This is a genomic window from Roseateles sp. GW821-FHT02E12 (assembly GCF_059421665.1).
In genome coordinates this window covers 499,038-525,070 of sequence record NZ_JBWKVK010000002.1, presented here as the reverse complement: position 1 = coordinate 525,070, position 26,033 = coordinate 499,038, and the positions used below count along the sequence as shown (strand labels likewise).

At 69.5% G+C, this 26,033-nt stretch carries 26 protein-coding genes and 1 tRNA gene; 19 read left to right on the top strand and 8 right to left on the bottom strand.

Going from position 1 to position 26,033, the window contains the following annotated elements:
* Positions 1 to 18: 18 nt before the first annotated feature.
* The gene (locus AC07V5_RS13175; protein ID WP_495116127.1) at positions 19 to 741 is read left to right on the top strand and encodes a hypothetical protein; all 723 of its coding nucleotides are present in this window, start codon (positions 19 to 21) and stop codon (positions 739 to 741) included.
* A gap of 4 nt (positions 742 to 745) precedes the next feature.
* Entirely contained in the window at positions 746 to 1,357 is a 612-nt protein-coding gene (locus tag AC07V5_RS13170) for a hypothetical protein (RefSeq protein WP_495116126.1), read from the top strand.
* 10 nt (positions 1,358 to 1,367) lie between these two features.
* On the opposite strand, the gene AC07V5_RS13165 is transcribed toward AC07V5_RS13170, so the two are convergent.
* Together AC07V5_RS13165 and AC07V5_RS13160 are read right to left on the bottom strand one after the other, a co-directional pair.
* On the bottom strand, positions 1,368 to 4,202 hold the full coding sequence (locus tag AC07V5_RS13165) for a TonB-dependent receptor domain-containing protein (protein WP_495116125.1): 2,835 nt from the start codon (positions 4,200 to 4,202) through the stop codon (positions 1,368 to 1,370).
* A gap of 65 nt (positions 4,203 to 4,267) precedes the next feature.
* On the bottom strand, positions 4,268 to 5,023 hold the full coding sequence (locus AC07V5_RS13160; RefSeq protein WP_495116124.1) for a FadR/GntR family transcriptional regulator: 756 nt from the start codon (positions 5,021 to 5,023) through the stop codon (positions 4,268 to 4,270).
* Between the two features lie 178 nt (positions 5,024 to 5,201).
* Between AC07V5_RS13160 and AC07V5_RS13155 the strand changes: the two genes are divergently transcribed.
* The 7 genes from AC07V5_RS13155 (at position 5,202) to AC07V5_RS13125 (ending at position 12,175) form a co-directional block, all read left to right on the top strand.
* Positions 5,202 to 6,359, top strand: coding sequence for a mandelate racemase family protein (locus AC07V5_RS13155; protein ID WP_495116123.1), 1,158 nt, complete (start codon positions 5,202 to 5,204; stop codon positions 6,357 to 6,359).
* A 10-nt stretch (positions 6,360 to 6,369) separates the two neighbouring features.
* Positions 6,370 to 7,995: an ABC transporter substrate-binding protein gene (locus tag AC07V5_RS13150; RefSeq protein ID WP_495116122.1), complete on the top strand. Its 1,626-nt coding sequence runs from the start codon at positions 6,370 to 6,372 to the stop codon at positions 7,993 to 7,995.
* Complete coding sequence (locus tag AC07V5_RS13145; protein ID WP_495116121.1) at positions 7,992 to 8,999, top strand: ABC transporter permease; 1,008 nt, start codon at positions 7,992 to 7,994, stop codon at positions 8,997 to 8,999. Before AC07V5_RS13150 ends, AC07V5_RS13145 begins: the two co-directional genes overlap by 4 nt.
* Positions 8,996 to 9,883: an ABC transporter permease gene (locus AC07V5_RS13140; protein WP_495116120.1), complete on the top strand. Its 888-nt coding sequence runs from the start codon at positions 8,996 to 8,998 to the stop codon at positions 9,881 to 9,883. The genes AC07V5_RS13145 and AC07V5_RS13140 overlap by 4 nt, the downstream gene beginning before the upstream one ends.
* On the top strand, positions 9,880 to 10,722 hold the full coding sequence (locus tag AC07V5_RS13135) for an ABC transporter ATP-binding protein (protein WP_495116119.1): 843 nt from the start codon (positions 9,880 to 9,882) through the stop codon (positions 10,720 to 10,722). Before AC07V5_RS13140 ends, AC07V5_RS13135 begins: the two co-directional genes overlap by 4 nt.
* Positions 10,719 to 11,474 (top strand): ABC transporter ATP-binding protein, encoded by a 756-nt coding sequence (locus AC07V5_RS13130; protein WP_495116118.1) that lies wholly within the window; start codon positions 10,719 to 10,721, stop codon positions 11,472 to 11,474. Before AC07V5_RS13135 ends, AC07V5_RS13130 begins: the two co-directional genes overlap by 4 nt.
* 65 nt (positions 11,475 to 11,539) lie before the next feature.
* Entirely contained in the window at positions 11,540 to 12,175 is a 636-nt protein-coding gene (locus tag AC07V5_RS13125; RefSeq protein WP_495116117.1) for a LysE family translocator, read from the top strand.
* A gap of 4 nt (positions 12,176 to 12,179) precedes the next feature.
* On the opposite strand, the gene AC07V5_RS13120 is transcribed toward AC07V5_RS13125, so the two are convergent.
* Positions 12,180 to 13,016 (bottom strand): helix-turn-helix domain-containing protein, encoded by an 837-nt coding sequence (locus tag AC07V5_RS13120; protein ID WP_495116116.1) that lies wholly within the window; start codon positions 13,014 to 13,016, stop codon positions 12,180 to 12,182.
* 93 nt (positions 13,017 to 13,109) lie between these two features.
* Between AC07V5_RS13120 and AC07V5_RS13115 the strand changes: the two genes are divergently transcribed.
* From AC07V5_RS13115 to AC07V5_RS13105, 3 genes are all read left to right on the top strand, one after another.
* On the top strand, positions 13,110 to 13,484 hold the full coding sequence (locus AC07V5_RS13115; RefSeq protein ID WP_495116115.1) for a DUF3703 domain-containing protein: 375 nt from the start codon (positions 13,110 to 13,112) through the stop codon (positions 13,482 to 13,484).
* A 91-nt stretch (positions 13,485 to 13,575) separates the two neighbouring features.
* Positions 13,576 to 14,019 (top strand): FixH family protein, encoded by a 444-nt coding sequence (locus tag AC07V5_RS13110; RefSeq protein WP_495116114.1) that lies wholly within the window; start codon positions 13,576 to 13,578, stop codon positions 14,017 to 14,019.
* A gap of 9 nt (positions 14,020 to 14,028) precedes the next feature.
* Positions 14,029 to 15,285, top strand: a complete 1,257-nt coding sequence (locus AC07V5_RS13105; RefSeq protein ID WP_495116113.1) for a cytochrome-c peroxidase — start codon at positions 14,029 to 14,031, stop codon at positions 15,283 to 15,285.
* Here the strand turns inward: AC07V5_RS13105 and AC07V5_RS13100 are convergent.
* On the bottom strand, positions 15,282 to 16,964 hold the full coding sequence (locus AC07V5_RS13100) for an acetate--CoA ligase (protein WP_495116112.1): 1,683 nt from the start codon (positions 16,962 to 16,964) through the stop codon (positions 15,282 to 15,284). The two genes, AC07V5_RS13105 and AC07V5_RS13100, sit on opposite strands and share 4 nt — an antisense overlap.
* 90 nt (positions 16,965 to 17,054) lie before the next feature.
* A complete protein-coding gene (locus tag AC07V5_RS13095; RefSeq protein WP_495116111.1) occupies positions 17,055 to 17,582 on the bottom strand; it encodes a GNAT family N-acetyltransferase in 528 nt (175 codons plus the stop codon).
* Between the two features lie 18 nt (positions 17,583 to 17,600).
* On the opposite strand from AC07V5_RS13095, the gene AC07V5_RS13090 reads away from it, so the two are divergent.
* Both AC07V5_RS13090 and AC07V5_RS13085 read left to right on the top strand, forming a co-directional pair.
* Positions 17,601 to 18,521 (top strand): alpha/beta fold hydrolase, encoded by a 921-nt coding sequence (locus tag AC07V5_RS13090; RefSeq protein ID WP_495116110.1) that lies wholly within the window; start codon positions 17,601 to 17,603, stop codon positions 18,519 to 18,521.
* Positions 18,514 to 19,347, top strand: coding sequence for a substrate-binding periplasmic protein (locus AC07V5_RS13085; protein ID WP_495116109.1), 834 nt, complete (start codon positions 18,514 to 18,516; stop codon positions 19,345 to 19,347). Before AC07V5_RS13090 ends, AC07V5_RS13085 begins: the two co-directional genes overlap by 8 nt.
* 40 nt (positions 19,348 to 19,387) lie before the next feature.
* Here the strand turns inward: AC07V5_RS13085 and AC07V5_RS13080 are convergent, their stop codons facing one another.
* Positions 19,388 to 19,642 carry a DUF4212 domain-containing protein gene (locus tag AC07V5_RS13080; protein WP_495116108.1) on the bottom strand — a complete coding sequence of 85 codons (255 nt, stop codon included), beginning with the start codon at positions 19,640 to 19,642 and terminating at the stop codon, positions 19,388 to 19,390.
* Positions 19,643 to 19,702: 60 nt separating this feature from the next.
* On the opposite strand from AC07V5_RS13080, the gene prfB reads away from it, so the two are divergent.
* From prfB to AC07V5_RS13060, 4 genes are all read left to right on the top strand, one after another.
* A protein-coding gene (gene prfB / locus AC07V5_RS13075; protein ID WP_495116107.1) for a peptide chain release factor 2 occupies positions 19,703 to 20,807 on the top strand; the annotation gives its coding sequence in 2 pieces (ribosomal slippage) (positions 19,703 to 19,783 and positions 19,785 to 20,807; 1,104 coding nt in all).
* Between the two features lie 95 nt (positions 20,808 to 20,902).
* Positions 20,903 to 23,566: an aminopeptidase N gene (gene pepN / locus AC07V5_RS13070; protein ID WP_495116106.1), complete on the top strand. Its 2,664-nt coding sequence runs from the start codon at positions 20,903 to 20,905 to the stop codon at positions 23,564 to 23,566.
* Positions 23,567 to 23,569: 3 nt separating this feature from the next.
* A complete protein-coding gene (locus AC07V5_RS13065; RefSeq protein ID WP_495116105.1) occupies positions 23,570 to 24,586 on the top strand; it encodes a class 1 fructose-bisphosphatase in 1,017 nt (338 codons plus the stop codon).
* A 48-nt stretch (positions 24,587 to 24,634) separates the two neighbouring features.
* A tRNA-Thr gene (locus AC07V5_RS13060) sits at positions 24,635 to 24,710 on the top strand.
* A gap of 88 nt (positions 24,711 to 24,798) precedes the next feature.
* Here the strand turns inward: AC07V5_RS13060 and AC07V5_RS13055 are convergent.
* The gene (locus AC07V5_RS13055) at positions 24,799 to 25,464 is read right to left on the bottom strand and encodes a YiaD family glycine zipper/OmpA-like lipoprotein (protein WP_495116104.1); all 666 of its coding nucleotides are present in this window, start codon (positions 25,462 to 25,464) and stop codon (positions 24,799 to 24,801) included.
* 75 nt (positions 25,465 to 25,539) lie between these two features.
* Positions 25,540 to 25,734 carry a CsbD family protein gene (locus AC07V5_RS13050; protein WP_495116103.1) on the bottom strand — a complete coding sequence of 65 codons (195 nt, stop codon included), beginning with the start codon at positions 25,732 to 25,734 and terminating at the stop codon, positions 25,540 to 25,542.
* A 165-nt stretch (positions 25,735 to 25,899) separates the two neighbouring features.
* Here AC07V5_RS13050 and AC07V5_RS13045 point away from each other — a divergent pair, with 165 nt between their 5' ends.
* Positions 25,900 to 26,031 (top strand): hypothetical protein, encoded by a 132-nt coding sequence (locus AC07V5_RS13045; protein ID WP_495116102.1) that lies wholly within the window; start codon positions 25,900 to 25,902, stop codon positions 26,029 to 26,031.
* The last annotated feature ends 2 nt before the right edge of the window (positions 26,032 to 26,033 follow it).

The window sequence follows — 26,033 nt, the reverse complement described above, 5'->3', positions numbered from 1 at the left end:
TTCACACCCACCTGACCGATGCGCCCCCTCCTCCTGACTGCCCTTCTGCTCGCCTGCAGCGCCGCCCTGGCCCAGACCGAGGTGCTGCCCCCCGTGAAGACGGAACTCAAGCGCGACGGCAGCGTGCTGCCCTACGGGATGATCAATAGCCTGCTGACCAAGCTGGGCAAGCACGGCGAAGGCCTGTTTCGCATGGACTTCAGGGTCGACCTCGACAAGACCAAGGTGCCGCTGCCCGACATCCGCATGGCCGTGCGCAGCGACGATGCCGACTACCCCCTCAAGCTCGATGCCCAGGGCCGCTTCGACCTGCCCGTGCTGCCCGAGGCCGAAGGCAAGACGGCCGACCTCGCGACCAACGCCGCCAAGGGCCAGATGGCCGTGCGCGGCAGCCTCGAGCTGACCGTGCCGCCGGAGCAGCTCACCCTGGCCAAGGTGCGCGAGGTCATACGCGTGGCCCGCACGCTGCGCGAGGAGTTGCTGCCCTTCTACCTGCGCTGGCTTTTCCCGCGCATCGAGGCCGTGCGCATCTGCAGCCCCACGCCGACCTGGGAGCTGGAGTGGCGGGAGAATGGCCAGCTGCTGGGCCTGCCGCTGCCGCAAGCCACCGGCGAGCGCGACCCGGAGACCAAGAAAGGCGAGAAGAGCCGCCCCTGCGCGCTGCTGACCGGTCAGGAGAACTGGCCCGACGCGGCCCAACTGGTGGCGCCGGCAGGCAGCAAGCTCAGCGTGAAGCTGTAGGCACGTGGACCACCGCTGGGTCGCACGCGGCCTCGTTCTCGGGCTGCACCTGGCGCTGCTGACGGCGCTGTGGCTGCACAAGCCCGCAAGCCTTGTCCGCAGCGAGCAGCGCGTGACGACGGTGCGCATCGTGCCGCCCAAGCTCACGGTGCCACCGCCTCCCGAGATGCGCCTGCCCCCGCCACGCATCGTGGCGCCCGCCACGCCGGTCATCACACCGCCCGCCTTCACGGCCGAGGCCCCTCCGGCCGCGCCCGTCATTGCAGCGCCCGGTGTGTCGCCGCCCGAGGCGGCCAGCACCGAACCCGCACGCAGCACGCTGCGCCTGACGCTGCCGCCCGGCTACGCCGCCTCCACGGCGGCAGCGCGCAACCCGGCCCTCAGCGACGCGCGCAGCAACACGCCCCGGCGCACGCTGGAAGACCGCATCGCCGACGCCGCCGCCGCCACGGGCGAATGGGTGTCGGAGCGCACCAGCGACCACCGCACGCTGTTACGCCGCGGCGATACCTGCGTGGAGGTGCTGCGCTCGCGCATCGCCGACACCGACCCCTTCAACAACAGCGTTGCGCCACGCACGGTGCCGATGTTCGGCAAGCCCTACAAGTGCAAGTGAGCGGCGTGCCTCAGAACTTGTAGTCCGCCGTCAGCACGTAGGCGCGGCCCAGCACGTCGGCGATGCTGGTCAGGTAGCCGCGGTAGGCGTTGTGGTTGGTCAGCGGCGGCTGCTTGTCGAGCAGGTTGCTCACGCCCAGCGACAAGCCCACGTTCTTGATGCCGGTGTACTTGAGCATCAAGTTGTACTGGGCGTAGGAGCTGACGTCGCGCGGGCCTGAGGTGCCCGCGCCGGTGGCCGCGGCGAGGTTCTGGTCAACGATCTTGCTTTGGTAGCGCTGCGAGAGTTGCACCATCCAGTCCGGGCTCTGCCAGGCCACCTGGGCCGTGTGGCGCCAACGGTTGTTCAGGCCGCGAGTAGCGTTGGACAGGCCGGCGTTCGGGTTCACCGGCACCACGTCGTTGAAGAAGCCCAGAGCCGAGACCCAGTTGCCGTTGTTCACGCCTTCGGAGCGGGCGTCCCAGCGGGTCAGGTAGGCGATGTCGATGCCGCCCGACAGCGTGCCCCAGCTTTGCTTGGGCGCGATGTACTTCAGGCTCACGTCAAGGCCCGCGCCGCGCAGCGCACCCACGTTGGACGGCGTGTTGATGACGGCATCCTTGGCGCCCGATGCAGCCGGCACACCCAGCGTGCCGTCGGCGTTGCGCAGGAACAGGCTGGGGTAGATCGTGGGGTTGGCGAGGATGTAGTCGATGGCGCGGTTGCCGATGACGCTGTCGATCTGCGTGCGCCAGTAGTCCACCGTGAGGGTCAGGTTCTTGACGGGCTCGTAGCCGAAGCCGAAGGTCAGGCTGCGCGAGGTCTCTGGCTTCACACCGGCGTTGTTGGGCACCTTGGTGATCTGGTTGTAGCCGGTCAGGCCGCACACCACTTCCGGCGCATAGCCGGCCTTGGGCGTGGGCACGCCGTTGACCGTCGGGCACAGCAGCGGGTCGTTGAACACCGCCATCGACGTGCGCTCGGTTTCCTTGGTGTAGATCTCGGGCAGGCTGGGTGCGCGGTAGCCGGTGTTGGCCGAAGCCCGCAGCACCAGGCTGGAGATGGGCGTCCAGCGTGCGCTGAGCTTGGGGTTCCAGGTCGTCTCGCCCAGGTCGCCGTACTTGTCACCACGCACCGAGACGTTCAAGGTGAGGTCCTTCAGCAGCGGGGCGTCGGCCTCGGCATACAGCGAGGTGATGTCGCGGCCGATCTTGGTGCTGGTGCTGGAGTTGGCGCCGGTGGCGATGTTGTCGCCACCCAGCAGGTCGATCTGGCCGTTCAGCGCGGGAGACAGGTCGTTGCTGGCCAGGCCGATGGCCTTCCAGGTATCGCGACGCAATTCACCACCCAGCGCGAGGATCAGGTCGCCGCCGGACAGCTTCATGAGGCTGCGGCTGAAGGTGGCGTCGATGCTGGTGTTCTCGGCCTTGTGCAGGCGCAGCGTCTGCCCATCCATGCCCGCGGCGGCCAGCAGCGCCAGGCCCTCGGCGCTCTGCAAGCCGAAGGGGTTGAGCTTGGGGTCGAGGAAGAGCGTGCGCGAGGTGGTGCCCTGCACGCTGGCGATGCCGGTCACATGCAGCCAGCCCGGGCCTGCCTGGGTCTTGCGCTGGGAGGCGCCGAAGTTGAGGCCTCCGCGGTATTCCCAATCGCCGAGGCTGCCTTCGGCGGTGAAGACGAGGCGGTCGTTGGTGTGGATGTCGTCGCGGATGCGCGGGCCGGCATCGGCCACCGACCACAGCACGTCGATGGGGCGGCCGGCGAGGTTCAGGCCAGGCACGGCGGGCACGATGCCGTTGCCGGGGTAGTAGGGATGGGTGCTGGTCAGCCGCACCGTCGGCGCGGCCGGGTTGTTGTATTGATCGACGCTGAACTTGCTGTGGTTGAACTCGGCCGTGATCAGGTGGTCACCGGGCAGCTGCAGCTTGCCCTGGGCATAGAAGTTCAGGATGTCGTTCTTGTTGTTGAACGTCGTGTACTGTGTGTTGGCGTCCAGGAAGCAGGTCTGGCGGCCGCCCGAGGTGCTGGGCACCGAGTACGGCGGCAAGCAGCCGGCGGCGTACATCGGGTTGTAGCGCACGGTGCGCAGCGCTGCGGCGGGGTTGTTGGGGTCGGTGAAATTGCCCGGCGTGGCGTTGGCACCCAGGCCCGGGGCGGTGCTGATGCCCAGCTGCGTCAGCGCGGAACCGTCGGTGAGTTCGGGGCGGGCCGTGCGGGGCAGCACGTCGCGGTGCTGCACGTCAAGCGCGGCATAGACGTTCCAGCCGTCGGCGCCCAGGTCGCCAACGCCACCGATCAATCCGAGGGACTTGGTCGAGCCACCACCGGACCGCTCCGGCTGTACGGTCTCCAGCTTGATGCCCACGCCCTTGTAGCGGTCCAGCGTGTAGAAGGCCTGCACGCCGCCCATGGCGTCGGAGCCGTAGCTCGACGAGGCGCCGTCGCGCAGGATGTCGGTGCGGCTCATGGCCATGCGCGGAATCACGTTGACGCTGACGTACTGGTTGGTCAGCGGCTCCTTGGCCAGACGACGGCCGTTGAGCAGCGTGAGCGTGCGCATGGGGCCGAAGCCGCGCAGGCTGGTCATGGGGCCGGCGGTGCCGGCGTAGCTGCCCAGGGAGTTGGCCTGGGGCAGCTCGAGCATGAGGTCCTTCAGCTCGGTGTTCAGCCGCGCATCCAGCTCGCTGGCCTTGATGGACGTGACCGGCAAGGCGGCTTCGTCCTTGACCGAGCGGCGAATGATGGAGCCGGTGATCTCGACCCGTTCAATCGTCTGGTTTCCCTGCTCCTGTGCCTGCGCGAGCGGCGACGCGGTGGCGAGGCCCAGCAGGGCCAGGGCTACGGCCGTGGGGCGGTGTTGAATTCGCATGATCTTGTCTCCAATGGAATATCGTTTTTTGCGGATCGCGGTTGAGGGACGGCCGAGACGTAGGCTCAGCGGCTGGTGTTCTTCATGCGCTCGCGGCTGTTGTTCAAGTGCATGAACATGGCGGCGCGCGCCATCGCGGCGTCACCGCGGCGGATGGCTTCGAGCACCGCGCGGTGCTCCTGCGCGGTGATGTCCTTGCCTGAACGCAGCTCGGGCGAGGGCTCGCCAAAGCGCGGGGCCTTGGCGCCCCGCTTGCGATTGACTGCGCCTGCGGCCTGGCGCGGGATGGTGGCGCTGCTCATTGCACGCAGCACATGGGCGAAGTACTCGTTGCCCGTGGCCTGAGCCATCAGCTCGTGGAAGCGGTAGTCGGCCTCGGCTGTGCCCTCGCCGGTGCTGTGCTGGGTGTCGAAGTCGTCCAGCGCACGCTCCATGTCGGCCAGTTGCTCCGGCGTGCGGCGCTGCGCTGCCAGCGCGGCCGCCTCGGGCTCAAGGCTGAGGCGCAGCTCCAGCATGGCCAGCTTCTGCTGCAGCCTCAGCTCGGCGCCCGGGGCCTGCTGCAGCGGCAATGCGTCCACCTTGGGCGCCAGCACGAAGCTGCCTATGCCTTGCTGCGTGCGCAGCAGCCCGTTGGCCTGCAGCCGCGACAGCGCTTCGCGCACCACGCTGCGGCTGACGCCGAACTCCTGCATCAGGACAGGCTCGGTCGGCACGCGATCGCCCGGCTTGAGCGCGCCGCTGGCGATGCGCTCAGCGACGCCTTCGACCACGCGCTGCGAGAGGCTGGGGGTACGACCGGCGGGGGATGAGGGCTGGGTCACGGCGGTATCGATCAAAGTTGGTCAAGTCATCGGACGACTGATGTCAGTATAGAAGTCATCAGACAACTTGTTTGGCTTAATTTCCGGGCAAATCTAGTTGTTTACCCCGATTAAATGGGATATCCAGTTCATCGCATGTACACTTCAAGTCATCAGACGACTGACGAGAAATCGCACCATGATCAAGATCGAAAGCGTGAAGGCGGTGGAGTTCACCCACCCCACCCGGCGTTCGGTGGACGCCGCCGGCCACTCCCACCCCGGCCCGCTGGGCACGGGCCACCTCGCGTTGCTGACCGTGCGCAGCACTGACGGCGTGGAAGGCCACTGCTTCGCGCCGCCCCAGGTGGTGCGGCCCCACGTGCTCGATCAGTTCGTGCGCCGCGTGCTGGTGGGCGGCGACGCGCTGAACCGCGAAAAGCTGTGGTGCGAGCTGGAGCACTGGCAGCGCGGCAGCGCCGGGCAGCTCACCGACCGCGCGCTGGGCGCGGTGGACAGCGCCATCTGGGACCTGGTGGGCCGCACCTTCAACACGCCCGTCTATCAACTGCTGGGCGGATACCGCGACAAGATCCCCGCCTACGGCAGCACCATGTGCGGCGATGAGCTCGCCGGAGGCCTGTCAACTCCCGAGGAATACGCCGCCTTCGCGCTGCAATTGGTGGCGCGCGGCTACAAGGCCATCAAGCTGCACACCTGGATGCCGCCGGTGCGCTTCGCACCCGACCCGGGCATGGACATCAAGGCCTGCACGGCGGTGCGCAAGGCCGTGGGCCCCGACATCGCGCTGATGCTGGACGGTTACCACGAGTACAGCCGCACCGACGCGCTGCGCATCGGCCGCGCGCTGGAGGAGCTGGAGTTCACCTGGTTCGAGGAAATGATGAACGAGCAGAGCACGGCCTCCTACGCCTGGCTGGCCGAGCAGTTGCGCATTCCCATCCTGGGCCCGGAGAGCCTGTCGGGCAAGCACTACGCGCGGGCCGGCTGGGTGACGGCAGGAGCTAGTGACATCCTGCGCGCTGGCGTCACCGGCTGCGGCGGCATCAGTCCGACGATGAAGGTGGCGCACCTGGCCGAGTCCTTCGGCATGAACTGCGAGGTGCACGGCAACGGTGCCCCCAACCTCGCCGTGTGCGGCGCCATCCGCAACTGCACCTGGTACGAGCGCGGGCTGCTGCACCCCTTCCTGGACTATGAGGACGTGCCGGCCTACATGCACGCCATCGTCGACCCGATGGATTCGCAAGGTTTTGTCGCCCTGCCCCAGGGCCCGGGCCTGGGCGAAGACATCAACTTCGACTACATCGCCCGCCACACGGTCGCCACCTACTGACCCGACCGCCATGTTGCCCGGACCCCACCTGCCGCTGCGCCGGCGCCACCTCGCCGGCGTTGCGGCCGCAGCCTGGAGCGCGGTAGCCCGCGCCGACTCGCCCGACGACCAGTTGCTGATCGGCATGAGCATGAACAACCTGCTCTCGCTGGACCCGGCCGCCGCCACCGGGCTGGACGCCGTCACCGTGGCCTGCAACCTCTACGACAGCCTGCTGGAGGTGGACGCGGCGGACATCACGCAGCTCAAGCCCAGCCTGGCCCAGGCCTGGGCCGTGGACGCCGGCGGCCGGCGGCTGACGCTGCGCCTGCGCCCCGGCCTGCAGTTCGCCAGTGGCCGGCCGTTGACGGCGGGGCATGCGGCGTGGTCGCTGCAGCGGGTGCTGAAGCTGAACCTGGCGCTGGCCACGGTGTGGAAGAGCTACGGCTTCACGGCCGCGAACGCGCCCGGCGCCATCCGCGCCGAAGACCCGCTCACGCTGGTGATGGACCTGCCCCAGGCCACCGACCCCACGCTGGTGCTGATGACGCTGGCCACGTCGATGAGCGGCTACGTGGTCGAGCGCGAGGCGGTGCTGGCGCATGAAGTGAAGGGCGACCTTGGCAACGCCTGGCTGACGACGCACGCGGCCGGCTCCGGCGCCTTCGAGTTGGAGGACTGGCGGCCCAAGGAGTTGCTCACCATGCGCCGCGCGGCCCGCCACTGGCGCGAGCCGGCCAAACTCCGGCGCGTGGTGATGCGGCACATGACCGAGTCGCAAACGCTGCGCCTGATGCTGATGCACGGCGACCTCGACGTGGCCGGCGGCATGTCGGCCCCCGACGTGCGCGCGCTGGCCAAGCGGCCCGAGCTGGTGGTGGACAGCGTGCGCCGCGCCACCATGCACTACGTGGCCGTGAATGCCCGCCACCCCCGCTTCACCGACGAGCGCGTGCGCCGTGCGGTGCTGCGCCACCTTATCGACTTCCAGGGCCTGGCCAATGGCGTGCTGCCCTACTACGGTGAGTTGCAAATGCGCCCGGTGCCCCTGGGCCTGCCGGCGTCGCTGCCGCAACCGGGCTACGCGCTCAACCCCGCGGCGGCCCGCCGCCTGCTGGCCGAGGCCGGCATGCCAGACGGCTTCGAGACCACCATCCGCGTGGTGGCCGAGGCGCCCTTCACCGGCATCGCCACCAGCCTGCAGGCTACGCTGGCGCTGGGCGGTATCCGCGCCAGCATCCTGCCCGGCACCGGCAACCAGGTCTACGGCTCCATGCGCGAGCGCAGCTTCGAGATCGTCGTGGGCCGCGGCGGCGGTGGCGCCGAGGGGCACCCGCACTCCAGCCTGCGGGCCCTCGTCTACAACCCCGACAACCGCGACAGCGCGCGGCTGACCAACTTCCAGGGCTGGCGCACCGGCTATGCCGACCCCGAGCTGAACCGGCTCATCGAGCAAGCCCTGCTGACGCGCGACGCCGCCGAGCAGACAGAGCTTTATCGCCAGGCGCAGCAGCGCTTTGACGACACCGTGGGCGCCATCCAGCCGCTGGACCAGATGCTGGACACCCAGGTGCTGCGCCGCGCCGTGCACGGCTACGTGGGCCACCCCAGCGGGGCCACGCGGCTGCGCGAGGTTTACAAGGGGGCCAAGCCATGACCGCGCGCTGGATGCGAGGCACTGCCAGTGCCCTCACGGCCTTGCTGGGCCTGCTGCTGCTGACCTTCCTGATCGGCCGCGTAATGCCGCTGGACCCGGTGCTGGCCATCGTGGGGCCCGACGCCGACAAGTCCACCTACGAGCAGGTCTACCGCCAGCTCGGCCTGGACCGGCCCATCTGGGTGCAGTTCGCCCGCTACCTGGGTGACCTGGCGCACGGCGACTTGGGGCACGCACTGCTTACCGGCCGCCCGGTCACGCAAGACCTGGCCCAGGTGCTGCCGGCCACGCTGGAGCTGGCCACGCTGGCCATCCTGCTGGGCGCCACGCTGGGTGTGCCGCTTGGCGTGTGGGCCGCCACCCACCACCGCCGCATGCCCGACCACCTGGCCCGTGTGCTGGGCCTGCTGGGCCACTCCACGCCGGTGTTCTGGTTCGGCATGATGGGCCTGCTGGTGTTCTACGCCTGGCTGGGCTGGGCCGGCGGCATCGGCCGCATCGACCTGGCCTACGAGGGCCTGGTGCCGCGCGTCACCGGCCTGATGCTGGTGGACACCCTGCTGGCCGGCGACAGCCCCGCGTTCTGGAACGCGCTACGCCACCTCGTGCTGCCCGCCTGCGTGCTGGGCCTGCATTCCATGGCCTACCTCAGCCGCATGACGCGCAGCTTCATGCTGGCCCAGCTCACGCAGGAGTACGTCACCACGGCCCGCGTCAAGGGCTTGAGCCAGCGGCAGGTGGTTTGGGGCCATGCCTTCCTCAACATCCGCGTGCAGCTGCTCACCATCCTCGCGCTGGCCTACGGCGGCCTGCTGGAGGGCGCCGTGCTGGTGGAGACCGTGTTCGGCTGGCCGGGCTTTGGCAGCTACCTCACCGGCAGCCTGCTGCTGGGCGACATGAACGCGGTGATGGGGTCGGTGCTGATCATCGGCATCCTGTTCGTGGCGCTGAACCTGACCGCCGACGCCTTGTACCGCGTGTTTGACCCGAGAGCCCGCTCATGACCGCAACCACTTCCGCCGTGCCCCTGGGCGCCTGGCAGGCCTGGAGCCACGAGGCCCTGGGCACCGTGCGCAAGCTGCTGGCCAACCCGCTGACGGCCATCGGCGTGGCCGTGGTCGCCGTGCTGGTGGCCGTTGCCGCTTTCGCACCATGGATCGCAACGCACGACCCGCTGCAGCAGCACCTGGAATCGGCCCTTCTGCCGCCCGGCGCAGCGCACTGGTTCGGCACCGACGAGTTCGGCCGCGACGTCTTCAGCCGGCTGGTGTACGGCACGCGCATCACGCTCTTCATCGTCGTACTGGTCACCGTGGTGGTGGGGCCGCTGGGCATGGCGGTGGGCGTCGTGTCGGGCTACTTCGGCGGCCGGGTGGACGCCGTCTGCATGCGCGTGGCCGACGTCTTCCTGTCCTTCCCCAGCCTGGTGTTGGCGCTGGCCTTCGTCGCGGCGCTGGGCCCGGGGCTGGACCACGCGGTGCTGGCCATCGCCATCACGGCCTGGCCGCCCATCGCCCGCCTGGCCCGCGCCGAGGCGATGACGCTGCGGCAGGCTGATTTCATCGTCGCGGCGCAGTTGCAGGGCGCGTCGCACCTGCGCGTGCTGTGGCGCCACCTCGCGCCGCTGTGCCTGCCCTCGGTGCTGGTGCGGCTGACCATGAACATGGCCTCCGTCGTGCTCACCGCCGCGGGCCTGGGCTTCCTCGGTCTGGGCGCGCAGCCGCCGCTGCCCGAGTGGGGGTCCATGATCTCCGAGGGCCGGCGCTACATGCTGGACAGCTGGTGGACGGTGGCCGCGCCCGGCACCGCCATCCTCGCCGTGAGCATGGCCTTCAACCTGCTGGGCGACGGCCTCAACGACGCGCTCGACCCGCGTCAATCGTCATGACCGAACCTCTGCTCCAAGTCGAAGGCCTGCAGGTGGCCTATGGCACGCCGGCCGCGCCCATCCCCATCGTGCGCGGCGTGTCGTTCACGCTGGGCCGCGAGAAGCTGGCCGTGGTGGGCGAGTCCGGCTCCGGCAAGACCACCGTGGGCCGGGCGCTGCTGCGGCTGCTGCCGCGCCAGGCGCGCGTCTCGGCGCAGCGCCTGCAGTTCGACGGCATGGACCTGCTGCGCGCCAGCGAGAACGACATGCAGACCCTGCGCGGGCGCCGCCTGTCCATGATCATGCAAGACCCCAAGTACTCGCTGAACCCGGTGATGAGCGTCGGCCAGCAGATCGGCGAGGCCGTCAAGCGCGCCGAGGCAGGCGTCTCGCGCGCCGAATGCCAGGAGCGCGTGGAGGCCTTGCTGGCCCGCGTGCACATTCGCGAGCCCGGGCGCGTGGCGGGGCAGTACCCGCACGAGCTGTCCGGCGGCATGGGCCAGCGCGTCATGATCGCCATGATGCTGGCCCAGCGCCCGCAGCTGCTGATCGCCGACGAGCCGACGTCGGCGCTGGACGTGTCGGTGCGCCAGGAGGTGCTGGCACTGCTCGACGAACTGGTGGCCGAGCAAGGCCTCTCGCTGCTCTTCATCAGCCATGACCTGAACATGGTGGGGCGCTTCTGCGACCGCGTGCTGGTGATGTACGCCGGCCGCGTCGTCGAAAGCCTGGCCGCCGCCGACCTGGCCCGTGCCGAGCATCCGTACACACAAGGGCTGATGGCGGCCATGCCGACGTTGGCGCGGCGGCGCGCGGTGCTACCGGTGCTGCAGCGCGAAGCGTCCTGGAGCGCCGCATGAGCACGCCCGCTTCGATGCTGTCCGTCAGCGGCCTCAACCTCTCTTTCGGCGAGGGCGCGCAAGCCCGCCAGGTGCTGCACGGCGTGGACCTGGACCTGCCACGCGGCCAGGCCTTCGGGCTGGTGGGCGAGTCCGGATCGGGCAAGACCAGCGTGCTGCGCTGCCTCGCCGGCCAGTACCGCCACTGGCAGGGCCAGGTGTCTATCGACGGCCAGGCCTTCCGCGGCGAACGCAGCCCTGCCCACGCGCGCCGCGTGCAGATGGTGTTCCAGGACCCCTACGGCTCGCTGCACCCCCGCCACACCGTGCGCGCCGCGCTGGCAGAGCCGCTGCACATCCAGGGGCTGGACCGTGTGGACGAGCGCATCGACGACGTGCTGCAGCAGGTGGGCCTGTCCACGGCCTTCCGCTTTCGCTACCCGCACCAGATCTCCGGCGGCCAGCGCCAGCGCGTGGCCATCGCCCGCGCCCTCATCCTGCAGCCGCCGCTGGTGCTGCTGGACGAACCGACCTCGGCACTGGACGTGTCCGTGCAGGCCGAGGTGCTGAACCTGCTGGCCGAACTGCGGCAGCGCCACGGCCTGACCTATCTGCTGGTGAGCCACGACCTGGGCGTGGTGGCGCATCTGTGCGACCGGCTGGCGGTGATGCAGCACGGCCGCATCGTCGAGACGCTGAGCACCGACGCGCTGTGCCAGGGCGAGGCGCAGCACCCCTACACACAGACCCTGGTGGCAGCGAGTGAACACTGAGTGGCGGCAGCAGCGCCGGCCGCCCTGCCCTAGACTGGCCAGGTCCCAGCCCCAACCCGACACCCATGCCCTTCTCGACCTGGCTGCTGTTCTGCGGCGCCGCCCTGCTCGCCAGCTTCTCGCCCGGCCCGGGCGTGCTGCTGGCGATCTCGAACTCGGTTGCCGTCGGCCCGCGGCACACGGTGTTCAGCTCGCTGGGCAATGCGGTCGGGCTCTTCATCGTGTCGGGCGCGGCAACGGCCGGCATGGGCGCGCTGCTGGCGGTGTCGGCCTCGGCCTTCCTCGCCGTGAAGCTCGTCGGCGCGGCTTATCTCGTCTACCTGGGCATCAAGCAATGGCGCAGCCCGCCGCTACCACTGGGTGCCGCGCCGGCATCGGGCTCGCAGCCGCACACGGCCGGGCGGCTCTTCCTGCAGGGCCTGGGCGTGGCTGTCACCAACCCCAAGGCCATCCTGTTCTTCATGGCGCTGTTCCCGCAGTTCCTCTCGCCGGGTGAGTCCGTCGTCACGCAGACCCTGCTGCTGACAGCCACCTTCACGGCGTTCGCGCTGGCCTCGCACGCCTTCTACGTCGGCCTGTTCCGCAGCCTGCGCCGCTTCCTGACCGAGGTGCGCCACGTGCGGCTGTTCAACCGCATCTCGGGCGGCCTGTTCGTGCTGCTGGGCCTGGGCCTGCTGAAGCTGCGCAACCGCGCCGCCTGAGCGCTCAGCGGGTGGGCGCCAGCGGCTGAGGCCGCACGGCCGTCGGCTCGATGCCGAACATGCGCTTGTGCGTGCGGCTCAGGTGGGCCGAGTCGGCAAAGCCGGCCTCGTGCGCGGCCGCCGTCCACGACGCGCCGGCCATGGCGGCGTTGATGGCCAAGTTGATGCGCAGCCACAGCAGATAGGCGCGAAACGAGCTGCCGGTACCGCTGACGAACAGGTGACGGAAGCGGCTCTCCGACAAGGAGACCGACGCTGCCACCTCGCCCAGCGACAGCGGCTGGGCGATGCGCGCGCGGATGAATTCCAGAGCCCGGGTCAGCCGCGGGTCCAGCTCGGCATCGGGCTCGGTCGTGGCACCGCACAGCGCTGCGATGGCCGCCAGCGCGGCTCGTTGCATGGCTGGCGCCGCGGCGTCCGCGGCAAAGGCCGCGAACAAGGCCTGCGCCGCAGCGCGTGCTTCCTCGGCCGGCACAGAGGCCATCTGGCTCGCCCCAAAGCGCTGGACAAGCGCCCGGCCGGCGCGGCTCTCGGGTTCAACGAACAGGTGGATGACGCGCAGGCCGTCCACCTCGAACTGATGCGTGCAGTGGCTGGGCACCAGGGCGCCGGTGAACTCGGTCCAAGGCCCTTGCGCCTCGGTGCGAAAGCGCAGCTCGCCCTCGGGCGCCAACGCCAGCTGATGGGCGTGGTGGGCGTGCCATTCGGTGCGGCCCTGGCTGCTGCCTATCCACAGGCTGCCACCTAGCCAGGAATAGATGCGGCCACTGCCATCGCTGCCCCGCGCCGGGCGGTCCGCGAGGCTCCACGGCAGGACCGATTCAGCGCCGGGCCCTGTCATGCCAGCGCCTTCATGTCAGCCGTTTCGTTCAAGCGCAATCCGGTCACCCCGCGAAGAATTCCGATCATTCCTGCAGCTCCGGCAACGACCACGATGAACCTCTCCCTGGACTTCGCACGACGCATCCGCCCCAGCGTGACCGCCGAGCTCGCCGCGGCCCGGTGGCACGAGGCCCGCGGCTGCATCGATCTGGCCTGGCACCACCTGGAACGCGCGCACATCCTAGGCCAGGCCTCGACGCTGGAGCATGTCCGCGTGCACTGGGCCATGCTGCTTTGCGCTGACCGCCAGCGAAACCTTGACGAGCTGCTGGGCCAGGCCTGGCGCACGGCCGGCGCGGCGCTGAAGACCTGGGCCTGGGTGCCGGTGGGCAACACCGGCGGCGCCGACGTCAGCGGATTCAAGCCGATGCCCGTGCCTGCCGAACTGCGCCGGCTGATCGAGGCTGCGCGCCAGCCCGACCCCTAGCCCCCCTCCCTACCCGTCCGTTCCACCGATGGGGCGCCCCGACGCCCCGGGGGCGCACTCGCCCTCGCTTCAACCCCAAGGAGTTCCCACCATGCCCCGTTCCACCTTCCTCAACGCCGCAGCCGCCCTCGCCAGCGCCGCCTACCTGACCGCCTGCGGCAGTCCACCGAAAGACCTCGACCTGTCGCTGCAGCACGCCAGCACGCAGGGCCATTTCGTCGTCGGCCTGACGCCGCCGGCCAGCGGCCCCGTCATCGACCAGATCCAGTCCTGGCAGCTGCGCCTGACGGCACCCGACGGCACGCCGGTCTCGCAGGCCCGCATCCTGTTCAGCGGCGGCATGCCCCAGCACGGCCACGGCTTCCCGACCCAGCCACGTGTCACGCGCGAGATCAGCCCCGGCGTCTACGCACTGGACGGCGTGAAGTTCAGCATGTCGGGCTGGTGGGACATGCGCCTGGGCATCCACGCCGGCGAGCGCTCGGACACGGCGGTGTTCAACGTCGTGCTGGACGACGGCCGGCATCGCCGCTGAGGAGGCCGCATGACACCGAGGATCTGGCTGGCCATTGCCGCCCTGCTGCCCCTGGCTGCCATCGGCCCCTGGCCGGCCTCCGCTGGCACGGCGGGCTGGACCGAGGCCGAGCGCGCGACGCTAGCCACGCTGCACATCAGCAGGCTGGCACCCGCGCCGGCCGACCCGTCGAACGCCATGGAGGCCCACCCCGAGGCAGCCGCTCTCGGCAAGCGGCTGTTCTTCGACACCCGCTTGTCCGCCAACGGCCAGGTGGCCTGCGCCAGCTGCCACGCGCCGGAGCGCGGCTTCCAGGACGGGCGCCCGCTGGGCCAGGGTATCGCCACCGGCAGCCGCCGCACGATGCCGGTGCTGGCGCCGGCCCACGCGAGCTGGTTCTTCTGGGACGGCCGCAAGGACAGCCTCTGGTCCCAGGCCCTGGGCCCGCTGGAGGACGGCGCCGAGCATGGCGCCAACCGCGTGCAGCTGGTGCAGCTGCTCGCCCGCGCCTACCGGCCAGAGTACGAAGCGGTGTTCGGCCCGCTGCCGCCGCTGAAGGGGCTGCCGGCGGCCAGCCCGTTGGGCACGGCGGCCGAGCGGGAAGCTTGGCGGCAGCTGTCGGCCGAGCAGCAGGAGACCGTCAACCGCGCCTTCGCCAACCTCGGCAAGGCCATCGCGGCCTATGAACGCAAGTTGATGCCGGGTGAGAGCCGTTTCGACCGCTACGTCGCCGCCGTCACTGGCGGGCCGGCGCAGGATGAGGCGGCGCTGTCGCCGCAGGAAGTGCGAGGCCTGCGCCTGTTTATCGGCAAGGCCCAGTGCGTGAGCTGCCATGCCGGCCCGCTGCTGACCGACCAGGCCTTTCACAACACCGGCGTCGCACCACGCAACCCGCTGCAGCCCGACCGAGGCCGTGCGCCGGCGGTGGCCCGCGTGCAGGCTGACCCCTTCAACTGCATGGGGCGCTTCAGCGATGCGCCGCCCGAGGCCTGCCAGGAGCTGCGCTTCATCGCCGAAGCCGACCCACGCATGGAGGGCGCTTTCAAGACACCTGGCTTGCGCAACGTTGCCGAGCACGCGCCCTTCATGCATGCGGGCCAGATCGCGACGCTGGAGGCGGTCGTCGCCCACTACACGGCGGCACCGGACGCCGCGGTCGGCCGCAGCGAGCTCGCCCGCGCCGGGCAACGCCGCGCCGAGCGAAGCCCCATCACCCTCGACGCAGCGCAGACGGCCGACCTCGTCGCCTTTCTGCGCAGCCTGTCAGCGCCGATCAAGGGCTCCTAAGCAGCGCGCTCCAGCTCGCGCAGCCTCAGCACGCGGCGCTGCACCTTGCCGGTCGTCGTCATCGGCAGGGCGTCGATGAACTCGATCTCCTTGGGGTACTCGTAGGGCGCCAGGCGCGCCTTCACATGGGCCTGCAACGCCGCCACCAACGCCGGGTCGCCCACATGGCCCTCGGCCAGCACGACGTAGGCCTTCACCAGCGCGCCCCGCTCGGCGTCGGGCTTGGGCACCACGGCCGCGTTGGCCACGGCCGGGTGCTTGAGCAGGCAGTTCTCGATCTCACCGGGGCCGATGCGGTAGCCGGCGGCCTTGAACACGTCGTCGGCCCGGCCCTCGTACCAGAGCGTGCCGTCGGTGTCGCTGCGCGCGAGGTCGCCGGTGCGGCACCAGCTGTCCGCCGGGTCGCCGGTGAACTTGGCCCGGGTGGCGGCCTCGTTGTTCCAGTAGCTGAGGAAGAACACCGGGTCGGCCACGCCGTGGCGGTCGCGGGCATGCACCGCCACCTCGCCGGTTTCGCCCGGCGCGCATTCGCGGCCGTCGTCGTCGATGACGGCCACGCGATGGCCCGGGTAGGCCCGGCCCATGCTGCCGGGCTTGGCCGGCCACAGCGCCTGGCAGTTGCCGACGACGTAGTTCATCTCGGTCTGGCCGAACATCTCGTTGACCGGCACGCCCAGGGCGTCGCGGCACCAGGCGAACACGGCGTCGCCCACCGCCTCGCCGGCGCTCATCAGCGCGCGCAGCTTGAGTCCGTGGCGCTTCGGGCGCGGCTCGGCCTTCATCATGGCTTTCAGCGCCGTCGGGAACAGGAAGCTGTGCGTCACGCCGTAGGCCGCCATCAGCTCGAAGGCCTTGGCCGCCGAGAAGCGCCCCTGGAAGGCGACGATGGGTCGGCCGAAGTAGAGCGTGGGCAGCAGCGCGTCCATCAGCCCGCCGGTCCAGGCCCAGTCGGCCGGGCTCCAGAAGACGGCGTCGCTGGGTTGGTTGGCATCGAAGGGGTCGAAGCCGAACCAGTTCTGGCTGGCGACGAAGCCGGTCAGGTTGCCGATCAGCGCCCGCTGCGGGATCAGCGCGCCCTTGGGGTTGCCGGTGGTGCCGCTGGTGTAGATCAGGATGGCTGCGTCGTCGGCCTGGGTGGCGACCGGCTTGAAGCGGGCTTCCTCGGCCTGCAGAGCCTCCATCCACGGCAGCTCCTCGCAGTCCACGGGGCATTCGCCGACGACGAGGATGCGCCGCAGCGCCGGGCAGTTCGCCTTGACTTCGCGCAGCGCCGGCAGCACCTCGCAGGCCGCGATGGCCAGCACGGCCCCGCTGTCCTGCAGCCGGAACTCCAGCGCCTCACCGCCGAAGAGCATGGACAGCGGCATCGCGACCGCGCCGATCTGCTGGATGGCGATGTGGGCCACCGCCGTCTCGAAGCGCTGCGGCAGCTGGATGGCCACCCGGTGGCCACGGCGCACGCCCTGGTTCAGCAGCGCGTTGGACAGGCGGTTGGCGGCGCGTTGCAGCTGAGCGTAGCTGTAGACCGCGCGGCAGCCGCTCTCGCTGTCGAAGTAGATGGCCGTGGCCTTGGGCGTCTCACGCGCCCAACGGCCGCAGCAGGCCTCGGCGATATTGAAGTCCGGGGGCACCTGCCAGCGGAAGGCGGCGTGCAGCTGCTGGTAACGGTCTTCCGCCATGGGCCACCCCGGGTTGGGACAAGGGGGCGAATGCTAGCCACCCTGCCAGGGGCCGACCTCATGGATTGCCCGGGGCCGAAACCAGGCTTCTTACAGCCCGAGCCAGGCGGAGGGCGACCACATGCTCGGCCGGTCGCCGTCGCTGTAGCGCTCCAGCGCGTCGCCGGTCAGGCGGCAGATACGCCAGTCGGGCATGACCTCGGCGCCCAGCTTCTCGTAGAAGCGGATGGCGTCCTCGTTCCAGTTCAGCACGGTCCAGTCGAAGCGGCCATAGCCACGCTCGCAGGCCAGCTGGGCCAGGTACACCAGCAGCGACCGCCCGAGGCCGCTGCGGCGGTGGGCCGGGCGCACGTACAGGTCTTCCAGGTACAGCCCCGGCTTGGCCAGGAAGGTGGAGAAGTTGGTGTAGTACAGCGCGAAGGCGACGACCTCGCCGTCGACCTCGCCAAGGGTGCACTCCGCAACAGGGTTGTCCCCGAAGAGATGCGGCTCCAGCTTGGCGGGCGTGACTTCGAGCAGATGCGTCAGATGCTCGAACTCGGCAAGTTCGCCAATGAGCTGGACGACGGCGGGCAGGTCGCGCGGCTCGGCGGCGCGCAGGATGGGGCGTGAGGGCATGGCCCATTGTCGGCTGACATGCCCCTTGTCCTAAAGTGCGGTATGCCCGATGTCTACACCCCGCGCCGCGGCCACCGCAGCGAATTTCTGAGCCTGCGTGGCCTGCGCCACCACATTCTTCGCTGGGGTCAACCCTTGCCCGGCCGCCCACCCCTGGTCATGGTGCATGGCTGGATGGACGTCGGCGCGTCCTTCCAGTTCGTCGTCGACGCGCTCAAGGAGGACCGCGAGGTCATCGCGCTGGACTGGCGCGGCTTCGGCCTCAGCGCGACACCGGGTGCGGATTGCTACTGGTTCCCCGACTATCTCGGCGATCTCGATGCCTTGCTCGATGCCGTCAGCCCTGATGCACCGGTGGACCTGCTGGGCCACAGCATGGGCGGCAACGTCGCGATGAGCTATGCCGGGGTTCGCCCGCAGCGCATCCGGCGCCTCGTCAATCTCGAAGGCTTCGGCATGCCCGACATCTCGCCCGCCGCCGCGCCCGAGCGCCTGGCCAAGTGGCTGGACGAGTTGAAGGAGCCGCCCTCGCTGCGGCCCTACGCGACCCTGGCTGACGTGGCGGAACGGCTGATGAAGAACAACCCCCGCCTGCCGGCCGCCAAGGCGGGCTGGCTCGCCCAGCACTGGGCGAGCGAGACGCCGGAGGGCTTCCAGCTCAACGCCGACCCGGCCCACAAGCTGGCCAACCCCATGCTCTACCGCAAGGCCGAGGTGCTGGCCTGCTGGCAGCGCATTGCCGCGCCGACGCTGTGGGTGGAGGGCAGCGACGACCAGCTGACGCGTTTCTGGGGCAAGCGCTACCCGCGCGAGGACTTCGAGGCGCGGCTCGCGTTGGTGCCCAGCCTGGCGCGCACCGTGCTGCAGGACGCCGGCCACATGCTGCACCACGACCAGCCGGAGGCGCTGGCCGAGAGCCTGGAATCCTTCCTTGCCTGAGCGGCGCCGCAGCACCACCCCCGGCCGCCGCCGCTGGCTGGCGCTGGCCTTGGCGATGCTGGCATGCACGGCACACGCAGCCACCCCCTGCCAGCGGCCGCTGAAGGTGGCGGTGTCGGACCTGGGCCTGGGCAGCTACGTGGAGCAAGGCCAGGTGCGCGGCATCATCCCTGAGCTGATGCAGGAACTGCAGGCTCGCAGCGGCTGCCCGCTGGAGCTGGTGCAGCTGCCCCGAGCCCGCGCGGTGCTGGAATTCGACCGCGGCGAGATCGACATCGTCACGTCCATGCTGCGCACGCCCGAGCGCGACCGGCTGGGCGCCTACCTGCCCTACGGCTACACCAAGCACGATCTGCTCGTACTGCCCGAGGCCGCCGCCGGCATCCGCAGCCTCGCCGACCTGATCCGGCGGCCGGAGATGCGCCTGGGCGTCGTGCGCGGCATCCGCACCAACAGCCGCATCGATGCCCACGTGGAACAGCTGCTTTTCATCCGGCGGGCCGAATACTCGCCCGACTACGCCAACCTGAGCGCCAAGCTCGCCGCCCGCCGACTGCAGGCCGCGATGATGCCCAACGCGGTCTACGTCAAGATGCAGCGTGACGGCGCCTTGCCGCCCGACATCGTCGTCATCGACGACCCTGAGGCCCGGCCGCAGATGCTGGGGCTCTACGTCAACCGGCAGGCCGTGCCGGCAGTGGCCATTGCCGCCCTCGACAAGCGGCTGGCGCAGATGGTGGGCAGCGGCTGGGTGCGGCAGGCCTATGTCCGGCATTTCGGCGAGGCCGAAACACGGCGCATGTACAACGCGGCCACCACGCGCTGAAACCAAGGGCCACCCGGCGCCGCCCGGCGCGCAGGATGGGTCAGCGCTCCTGCCGAGGCTGTGCCTGCTCGTCCAGACGCTTCATGCGCCAGGCATAGACGATGACGATGGCGCAGAAGCCCAGCAGCGCGCCCTGGGAGGCCAGCCAGAAGGCCAGCGGCCAGCCGAACACCTCGACACTGAGCTCGCGCGCGAAGAACACCGGCACGAAGGCGACGACACCCCAGGCCAGCAGCAGCCAGGCGGTGAGGCGGCGGGTGCGGCGCCAATAGTCGTCGCGGGTCGGCGTTGTCATCGGTCTCATTCTGGCCCATGAGAAAATCCGCGTTTTCGCCAGAACAAGACGTGCCCTGACATGGACATCGAACACATCAACCAAATTGGCAACTCGCTTGCCGACCTCACAGCGCGTACCGACGCGCTAAGGGGGTATCTTTGACTTCGACCGCAAAGCACTGCGACTGAACGAGGTCAACGCCTCCCTCGAGAACCCCAACGTCTGGAACGACCAGAAGCGCGCCCAGGAACTGGGCAAGGAAAAGCGCACGCTGGAGGCGGTGGTCGACACGATCACGCTGCTGACCAGCTCGCTGGCCGACAACGTCGAGCTCTTCGAGATGAGCCGCGAGGAAGGCGACGAGACCGGCATGCTGGCCATCGAGGCCGACGCGGCCAAGCTGCGCGAGAAGATCGAGGAACTCGAGTTCCGCCGCATGTTCAACAACCCGGCGGACCCGCTGAATTGCTTCGTCGACATCCAGGCCGGCGCCGGCGGCACCGAGGCCTGCGACTGGGCCGGCATGCTGCTGCGCCAGTACCTGAAGTACTGCGAACGCAAAGGCTTCAAGGCCACGCTGGAAGACGAAACCGCGGGCGACGTGGCCGGCATCAAGAGCGCCACGATCAAGGTCGAGGGCGAGTACGCCTTCGGCCTGCTGCGCACCGAGACCGGCGTGCACCGCCTGGTGCGCAAGAGCCCGTTCGACTCCTCCGGCGGCCGCCACACCTCATTCGCGTCGCTGTTCGTCTACCCCGAGGTGGATGACTCGATCGAGATCGACATCAACCCGGCGGACGTGCGCACCGACACCTTCCGCGCCTCGGGCGCCGGCGGCCAGCACATCAACAAGACCGACTCAGCTGTGCGCCTGACGCACATCCCGACCGGCATCGTCGTGCAGTGCCAAGACGGCCGCAGCCAGCACAGCAACCGCGACGTGGCCTGGAAGCGCCTGCGCTCGCGCCTGTATGACCACGAGATGCGCAAGCGCCAGGAAGAGCAGCAGAAGCTGGAAGACACCAAGACCGACGTCGGCTGGGGCCACCAGATCCGCTCCTATGTGCTGGACCAGAGCCGCATCAAGGACCTGCGCACCAACTACGAGACCTCCGCCACGCAGAAGGTGCTGGACGGCGATCTCGACCCGTTCATCACCGAGTCGTTGAAGCAAGGCGTCTGATGACCCGCGCCGCCGGCCCCTGACCCTGCCGGCCGGCTCCAGGCCGCCGCCCAACCCCCGCGGCGGCCACCTCGTTCTCCCCAAGGAAGCCCCTCATGCGTGAAGGCACTGCCCCCGTGATCCACCGCGCCGACTACCAGCAGCCGGCGTTCTGGATCCGCAAGGTCGACCTGACCTTCGACCTCGACCCGGCCAAGACCCTGGTCACCAGCAAGATGCAGATCGAGCGCAACCGCGCCGTGCCCCACGGCCCGCTGCGCCTGCACGGCGAAGAGCTCAACCTGTTGCGCGTGTTGATAGCCGGTGCCGGCGTCTCCTTCCGCCAGGAAGGCCACGAGCTGATCATCGACAACCCGCCGGACGACGACTTCCCGCTGGAGATCCGCAACGCCATCTGCCCCGAGAAGAACACCGCGCTGTCGGGCCTCTACACCTCGGGCGGCAGCTTCTTCACGCAGTGCGAGGCCGAGGGCTTCCGCCGCATCACCTATTTCCTGGACCGCCCGGACGTGATGGCCGTCTACACGGTCACGCTGCGCGCCGACGCCACCAAGTACCCCGTGCTGCTGGCCAACGGCAACCTGACCGACAGCGGCACGCTGGAGAACGGCCGTCACTTCGCCGTGTGGTCCGACCCCTTCCCCAAGCCCAGCTACCTGTTCGCCATCGTCGTGGGCGACCTGGTGGCCCGCGAGCAGCGCATCCGCACCCGCGCCGGCAAGGACCATCTGCTGCAGGTGTTCGTGCGCCGCGGCGACCTGGAGAAGACCGAGCACGCGATGAACTCGCTGATCGCCTCCATCGTCTGGGACGAGGCTCGATTCAAGCTGCCGCTGGACCTGGAACGCTTCATGATCGTCGGCGTGTCCGACTTCAACATGGGCGCGATGGAGAACAAGGGCCTGAACATCTTCAACACCAGCGCCCTGCTCGCCTCCCCGGCGACGGCGACGGACGTTGACTTCGCCCGCATCGAGTCCATCGTCGCCCACGAGTACTTCCACAACTGGACCGGCAACCGCGTCACCTGCCGCGACTGGTTCCAGCTGTCGCTGAAGGAAGGCCTGACCGTCTTCCGCGACCAGGAGTTCTCGATGGACATGGCCGGCACGCCGTCGGCACGCGCCGTCTGCCGCATCCAGGACGTGCGCCAGCTGCGCGCCATGCAGTTCCCCGAGGACAGCGGCGCCATGGCCCACCCGGTGCGCCCGGACAGCTACAGCGAGATCAACAACTTCTACACCGCCACCGTCTACGAGAAGGGCTCGGAGGTGGTGCGCATGTACCAGACGCTGGTCGGCCGCACCGGCTTCGAAGCGGGCATGAAGCTCTACTTCGAGCGCCACGACGGCCAGGCCGTGACCTGCGACGACTTCGCCCAGGCCATTGCCGACGCCAACCCGGGCTCGGAGCTCAGCACGCGCCTGGACACCTTCAAGCGCTGGTACTCGCAAGCCGGCACGCCGCGCGTGACCGCCCGCGGCGAGCATGACGCCGCCGCGCGCCGCTTCACGCTGCGCTTCACGCAGCAGACGCCCGCCACACCGGGCCAGACCGACAAGCAGCCCCAGGTCATCCCGATCGTGCTGGGCCTGCTGGACCGCCACGGCGTCGCGCTGCCCGTGAACGCCAACGGCGACACCGAGCAGGTGCTGGTGTTCGACCAGGCCGAGCAGACCTTCGTCTTCGAGAACATCGACAGCGAGCCCGTGCCCTCGCTGCTGCGCGGCTTCTCGGCGCCCGTCGTGCTGGACGACGGCCTGTCCGACGCCGGCCTGCTGGTGCTGATGCGCCACGACAGCGACCCCTTCAACCGCTGGGAAGCCGGCCAGCGCCTGGCGCTGAACCGCATCCTCTCCGCGCTGCGCGCCGGCCAGCCGCTGGTGCTGAGCTCCGTCTTCATCGAAGCGATGCGCGGCGTGCTCAACCACGCCGAGCTGGACCCCGCCTTCAAGGAACTGGCCCTGACGCTGCCCGGCGAGGCCTACATCGCCGAGCAGCTCGACGTCGTCGACCCGCAGGCCATCCATGCCGCCGTCATCGCCGCCCAGACCCAGCTCGCCAGCGCGCTGCGCGACGACTGGGCCACGGCCTTCGAGGCGCACCAGATCAAGGGCGGCTACACGCCTGACCCGGTGTCCTCGGGCAAGCGTGCCCTGGCCAACCTGGCGCTGTCCATGCTCGTGCTGGACGCGCAGGCCACCGGCGACACCGTGTGGCCCGGCAAGGCCTACCAGCGCTTCAAGGACGCCTCCAACATGACTGAGCGCATGGGCGCCCTGTCGGCGTTGGTCAACGCGAACGCTGAACTGGCCGCGCCGGCGCTCGAGCGCTTCCACGCGCTGTTCAAGGACGACGCGCTGGTGGTGGACAAGTGGTTCTCGCTGCAGGCCCGCGCGCCCGAGGCCGACGGCCGTGTGTTCGCCCGCGTGAAGTCGCTGATGAAGCACGCCGACTTCAGCCTCAAGAACCCCAACCGCGCGCGCAGCCTGCTCAGCAGCCTGTGCATGTTCAACCCGGCCGCCTTCCACCGCGCCGATGCGGCGGGCTACGTGTTCTGGGCCGAGCAGGTGCTGGCCATCGACGCCATCAACCCGCAGCTCGCCAGCCGCATCGCCCGCGCGATGGACCGCTGGGCCGTGCTGGCCGAGCCCTACCGCAGCGCCGCCCGCGAGGCCGTGGCCCGCGTGGCCGCCAAGCCGGATCTGTCCAGCGACGTGCGCGAGATCGTCGAGCGCGCCCTGGCTTCGGGAGGCTGAACGATGTCCCGCCAAACCAGCCTGACCCAGTACCTCGTCGAGCAGCAGCGCGAGCACGGCCACATCCCGCAGGAACTGCGCCTGCTGATCGAGGTCGTCGCGCGCGCCTGCAAGCGCATCGCCATCGCCGTCAACAAGGGCGCGCTGGGTGACGTGCTCGGCAGCGCCGGCAGCGAGAACGTGCAAGGCGAGGTACAGAAGAAGCTCGACATCATCGCCAACGAGGTGTTGATCGAGGCCAACGAATGGGGTGGTCATCTCGCCGCCATGGCCAGCGAGGAGATGGACGGCATCTACGTCGTGCCCAACCGCTACCCGCAAGGCGAGTACCTGCTGCTGTTCGACCCGCTGGACGGCTCGTCCAACATCGACGTCAACGTGTCCATCGGCACCATCTTCAGCGTGCTGCGCAAGGTGGGCCACTCGCGCGGCGTGGCCGAGGAAGACTTCCTGCAACCCGGCAAGCAGCAGGCGGCGGCCGGTTACTGCGTCTATGGCCCGCAGAGCATGCTGGTGCTGACGGTGGGCGACGGCGTGGCCGTTTTCACGCTGGACCGCGAGACCGGCTCCTGGGTGCTGACGCAGGACCAGGTGCGCATTCCCGAGGACACCAAGGAATTCGCGATCAACATGTCCAACCTGCGCCACTGGGCGCCGCCGGTGACGCGCTACATCGAGGAATGCCTGGCCGGCACCACGGGCCCGCGCGGCAAGGACTTCAACATGCGCTGGGTGGCCAGCATGGTGGCCGACGTGCACCGCATCCTCACACGCGGCGGTGTCTTCCTCTACCCCTGGGACCAGCGCGAGCCCGACAAGCCCGGCAAGCTGCGCCTGATGTACGAGGCCAACCCCATGGCCTTCATCGTCGAGCAGGCGGGCGGCGCGGCCGTCAACGGCACCGAGCGCATCATGAACCTGCAGCCCACCAAGCTGCACGAACGCGTGGCCGTCGCCCTGGGCTCCAGGAACGAGGTCGAACGCATCGCCAGCTACCACCGGGAAGACGCTCAAAAATAGTGGCTATAATGTTGGGCTTGGCGCACTGCGGTAAACGCAGTGAATCAAGCCGGCATAGCTCAGTTGGTAGAGCAGCGCATTCGTAATGCGAAGGTCGGGGGTTCGACTCCTCTTGCCGGCACCAAACAAATCAAAGGGTCAGCGTCTTCGGGCGCTGACCCTTTGTGCTTTCCGGCCTATCGCGGCGGCTGCCGAGGGCCTGAGCCGATCGCTCAACCCTGCTCTGACAGGAAGATCTCGACGCGACGGTTGGCTGCGCGGCCGGCATCGGTGTCGTTGCTGGCCACGGGCTCGTGCGAGCCTCGGCCCGCGACGCTGACGCGCGCCGTGGACACGCCGCGGATCGCGAGATAGTCGCGCACCGCAATCGCCCGCTCGCGCGACAGCGGGTCGTTGACCACGTCGCCACCCGTGCTGTCGGTGTGGCCGACGACGGTCAGGCGCACGCTGGGGTCGAGGTTGCGGCTGATTTCGTCCAGCACCGGGCGCATCTGCGGCTTGATGTCGGCACGGCCGGTGTCGAAGGACACGTCGCTGGGCACATTCAGCTTGAGCCGGTTGTCGTCAGTGCGCGCAACCTCGATGCCCGTGCCTTCGCTGGCGCGGGCCAGCGCGGCGCGCTTGTCTTCCATGTGCTTGGACCACAGGTTGCCGGCCACCGCGCCGACGGCACCGCCGATGACGGCACTGCGCCCGGCGCTGCCGCCGGTCACCGAGCCGAGGATGGCACCGGCCACCGCGCCGGCACCGGCGCCCTGGGCGGTGCCGCGTTCACGCTCGCTCATGGAGGCGCAGCCTGCGGCCATCAGGGCCGTGCCGAGGAGCGCGGCCGTGGCGGCATGGCGCAGGGAAGGATGGGAACTGTTGGCGAATCGCATGGCGAACCTCCTGGCTTGCACGGGAAAAGCCGCCGGGCCTTGACAGCCTGGCGGCGATGGACTGAGGCGGTGGCGTCAGATCTTGCGGCTGTTTTCGCGGGCGTCCTTGGCGGCTTCGCGGACGTCGCCCACGGCCTTCTGGACCTTGCCTTCGACCTGGGTCGCGGCGCCCTTGACCTGCTGTTCGGTGCTGCCGATGACCTCGCCCAGCTTGCGCTGCGCCTTGCCGGCCACGTCCTTCACACTGCCCTTGATTTGGTCGCTGTTCATGACTTTGCTCCTTTGCGGTCGCCCTCGCGACGGAATGCCTGAGGGGCTGTCGTCAGCGTAATTGCGGCGTCAGCAGCGCATCGCCAGCCTGGGCCGGGTCGGGCGGTGGGCCCAGTCCTACGCCGCTCTTCCTACGCCAGCGCCGGGCGTCGTCTGCTATGCGGTGTGGGCTGGCTCGGCGAAGCTTGGCTGACCGTCCCCCCACTTCAGGAGAACACCATGGGTAAGTACTTGTTGGCCTGGCTGCTCGGCGTTCCGGGCATCGTGCTGGTGCTGGTTTACATCTTCTTCCACTGACG

Coding starts and splice junctions, on each gene's coding strand:
- AC07V5_RS13175 (WP_495116127.1), top strand. CDS start 19: ATGCGCCCCCTCCTCCTGACTGCCCTTCTGCTCGCCTGCAGCGCCGCC.
- AC07V5_RS13165 (WP_495116125.1), bottom strand. CDS start 4,202: ATGCGAATTCAACACCGCCCCACGGCCGTAGCCCTGGCCCTGCTGGGC.
- AC07V5_RS13155 (WP_495116123.1), top strand. CDS start 5,202: ATGATCAAGATCGAAAGCGTGAAGGCGGTGGAGTTCACCCACCCCACC.
- AC07V5_RS13150 (WP_495116122.1), top strand. CDS start 6,370: ATGTTGCCCGGACCCCACCTGCCGCTGCGCCGGCGCCACCTCGCCGGC.
- AC07V5_RS13145 (WP_495116121.1), top strand. CDS start 7,992: ATGACCGCGCGCTGGATGCGAGGCACTGCCAGTGCCCTCACGGCCTTG.
- AC07V5_RS13140 (WP_495116120.1), top strand. CDS start 8,996: ATGACCGCAACCACTTCCGCCGTGCCCCTGGGCGCCTGGCAGGCCTGG.
- AC07V5_RS13135 (WP_495116119.1), top strand. CDS start 9,880: ATGACCGAACCTCTGCTCCAAGTCGAAGGCCTGCAGGTGGCCTATGGC.
- AC07V5_RS13130 (WP_495116118.1), top strand. CDS start 10,719: ATGAGCACGCCCGCTTCGATGCTGTCCGTCAGCGGCCTCAACCTCTCT.
- AC07V5_RS13125 (WP_495116117.1), top strand. CDS start 11,540: ATGCCCTTCTCGACCTGGCTGCTGTTCTGCGGCGCCGCCCTGCTCGCC.
- AC07V5_RS13120 (WP_495116116.1), bottom strand. CDS start 13,016: ATGACAGGGCCCGGCGCTGAATCGGTCCTGCCGTGGAGCCTCGCGGAC.
- AC07V5_RS13115 (WP_495116115.1), top strand. CDS start 13,110: ATGAACCTCTCCCTGGACTTCGCACGACGCATCCGCCCCAGCGTGACC.
- AC07V5_RS13110 (WP_495116114.1), top strand. CDS start 13,576: ATGCCCCGTTCCACCTTCCTCAACGCCGCAGCCGCCCTCGCCAGCGCC.
- AC07V5_RS13105 (WP_495116113.1), top strand. CDS start 14,029: ATGACACCGAGGATCTGGCTGGCCATTGCCGCCCTGCTGCCCCTGGCT.
- AC07V5_RS13100 (WP_495116112.1), bottom strand. CDS start 16,964: ATGGCGGAAGACCGTTACCAGCAGCTGCACGCCGCCTTCCGCTGGCAG.
- AC07V5_RS13095 (WP_495116111.1), bottom strand. CDS start 17,582: ATGCCCTCACGCCCCATCCTGCGCGCCGCCGAGCCGCGCGACCTGCCC.
- AC07V5_RS13090 (WP_495116110.1), top strand. CDS start 17,601: ATGCCCCTTGTCCTAAAGTGCGGTATGCCCGATGTCTACACCCCGCGC.
- AC07V5_RS13080 (WP_495116108.1), bottom strand. CDS start 19,642: ATGACAACGCCGACCCGCGACGACTATTGGCGCCGCACCCGCCGCCTC.
- pepN (WP_495116106.1), top strand. CDS start 20,903: ATGCGTGAAGGCACTGCCCCCGTGATCCACCGCGCCGACTACCAGCAG.
- AC07V5_RS13065 (WP_495116105.1), top strand. CDS start 23,570: ATGTCCCGCCAAACCAGCCTGACCCAGTACCTCGTCGAGCAGCAGCGC.
- AC07V5_RS13055 (WP_495116104.1), bottom strand. CDS start 25,464: ATGCGATTCGCCAACAGTTCCCATCCTTCCCTGCGCCATGCCGCCACG.
- AC07V5_RS13050 (WP_495116103.1), bottom strand. CDS start 25,734: ATGAACAGCGACCAAATCAAGGGCAGTGTGAAGGACGTGGCCGGCAAG.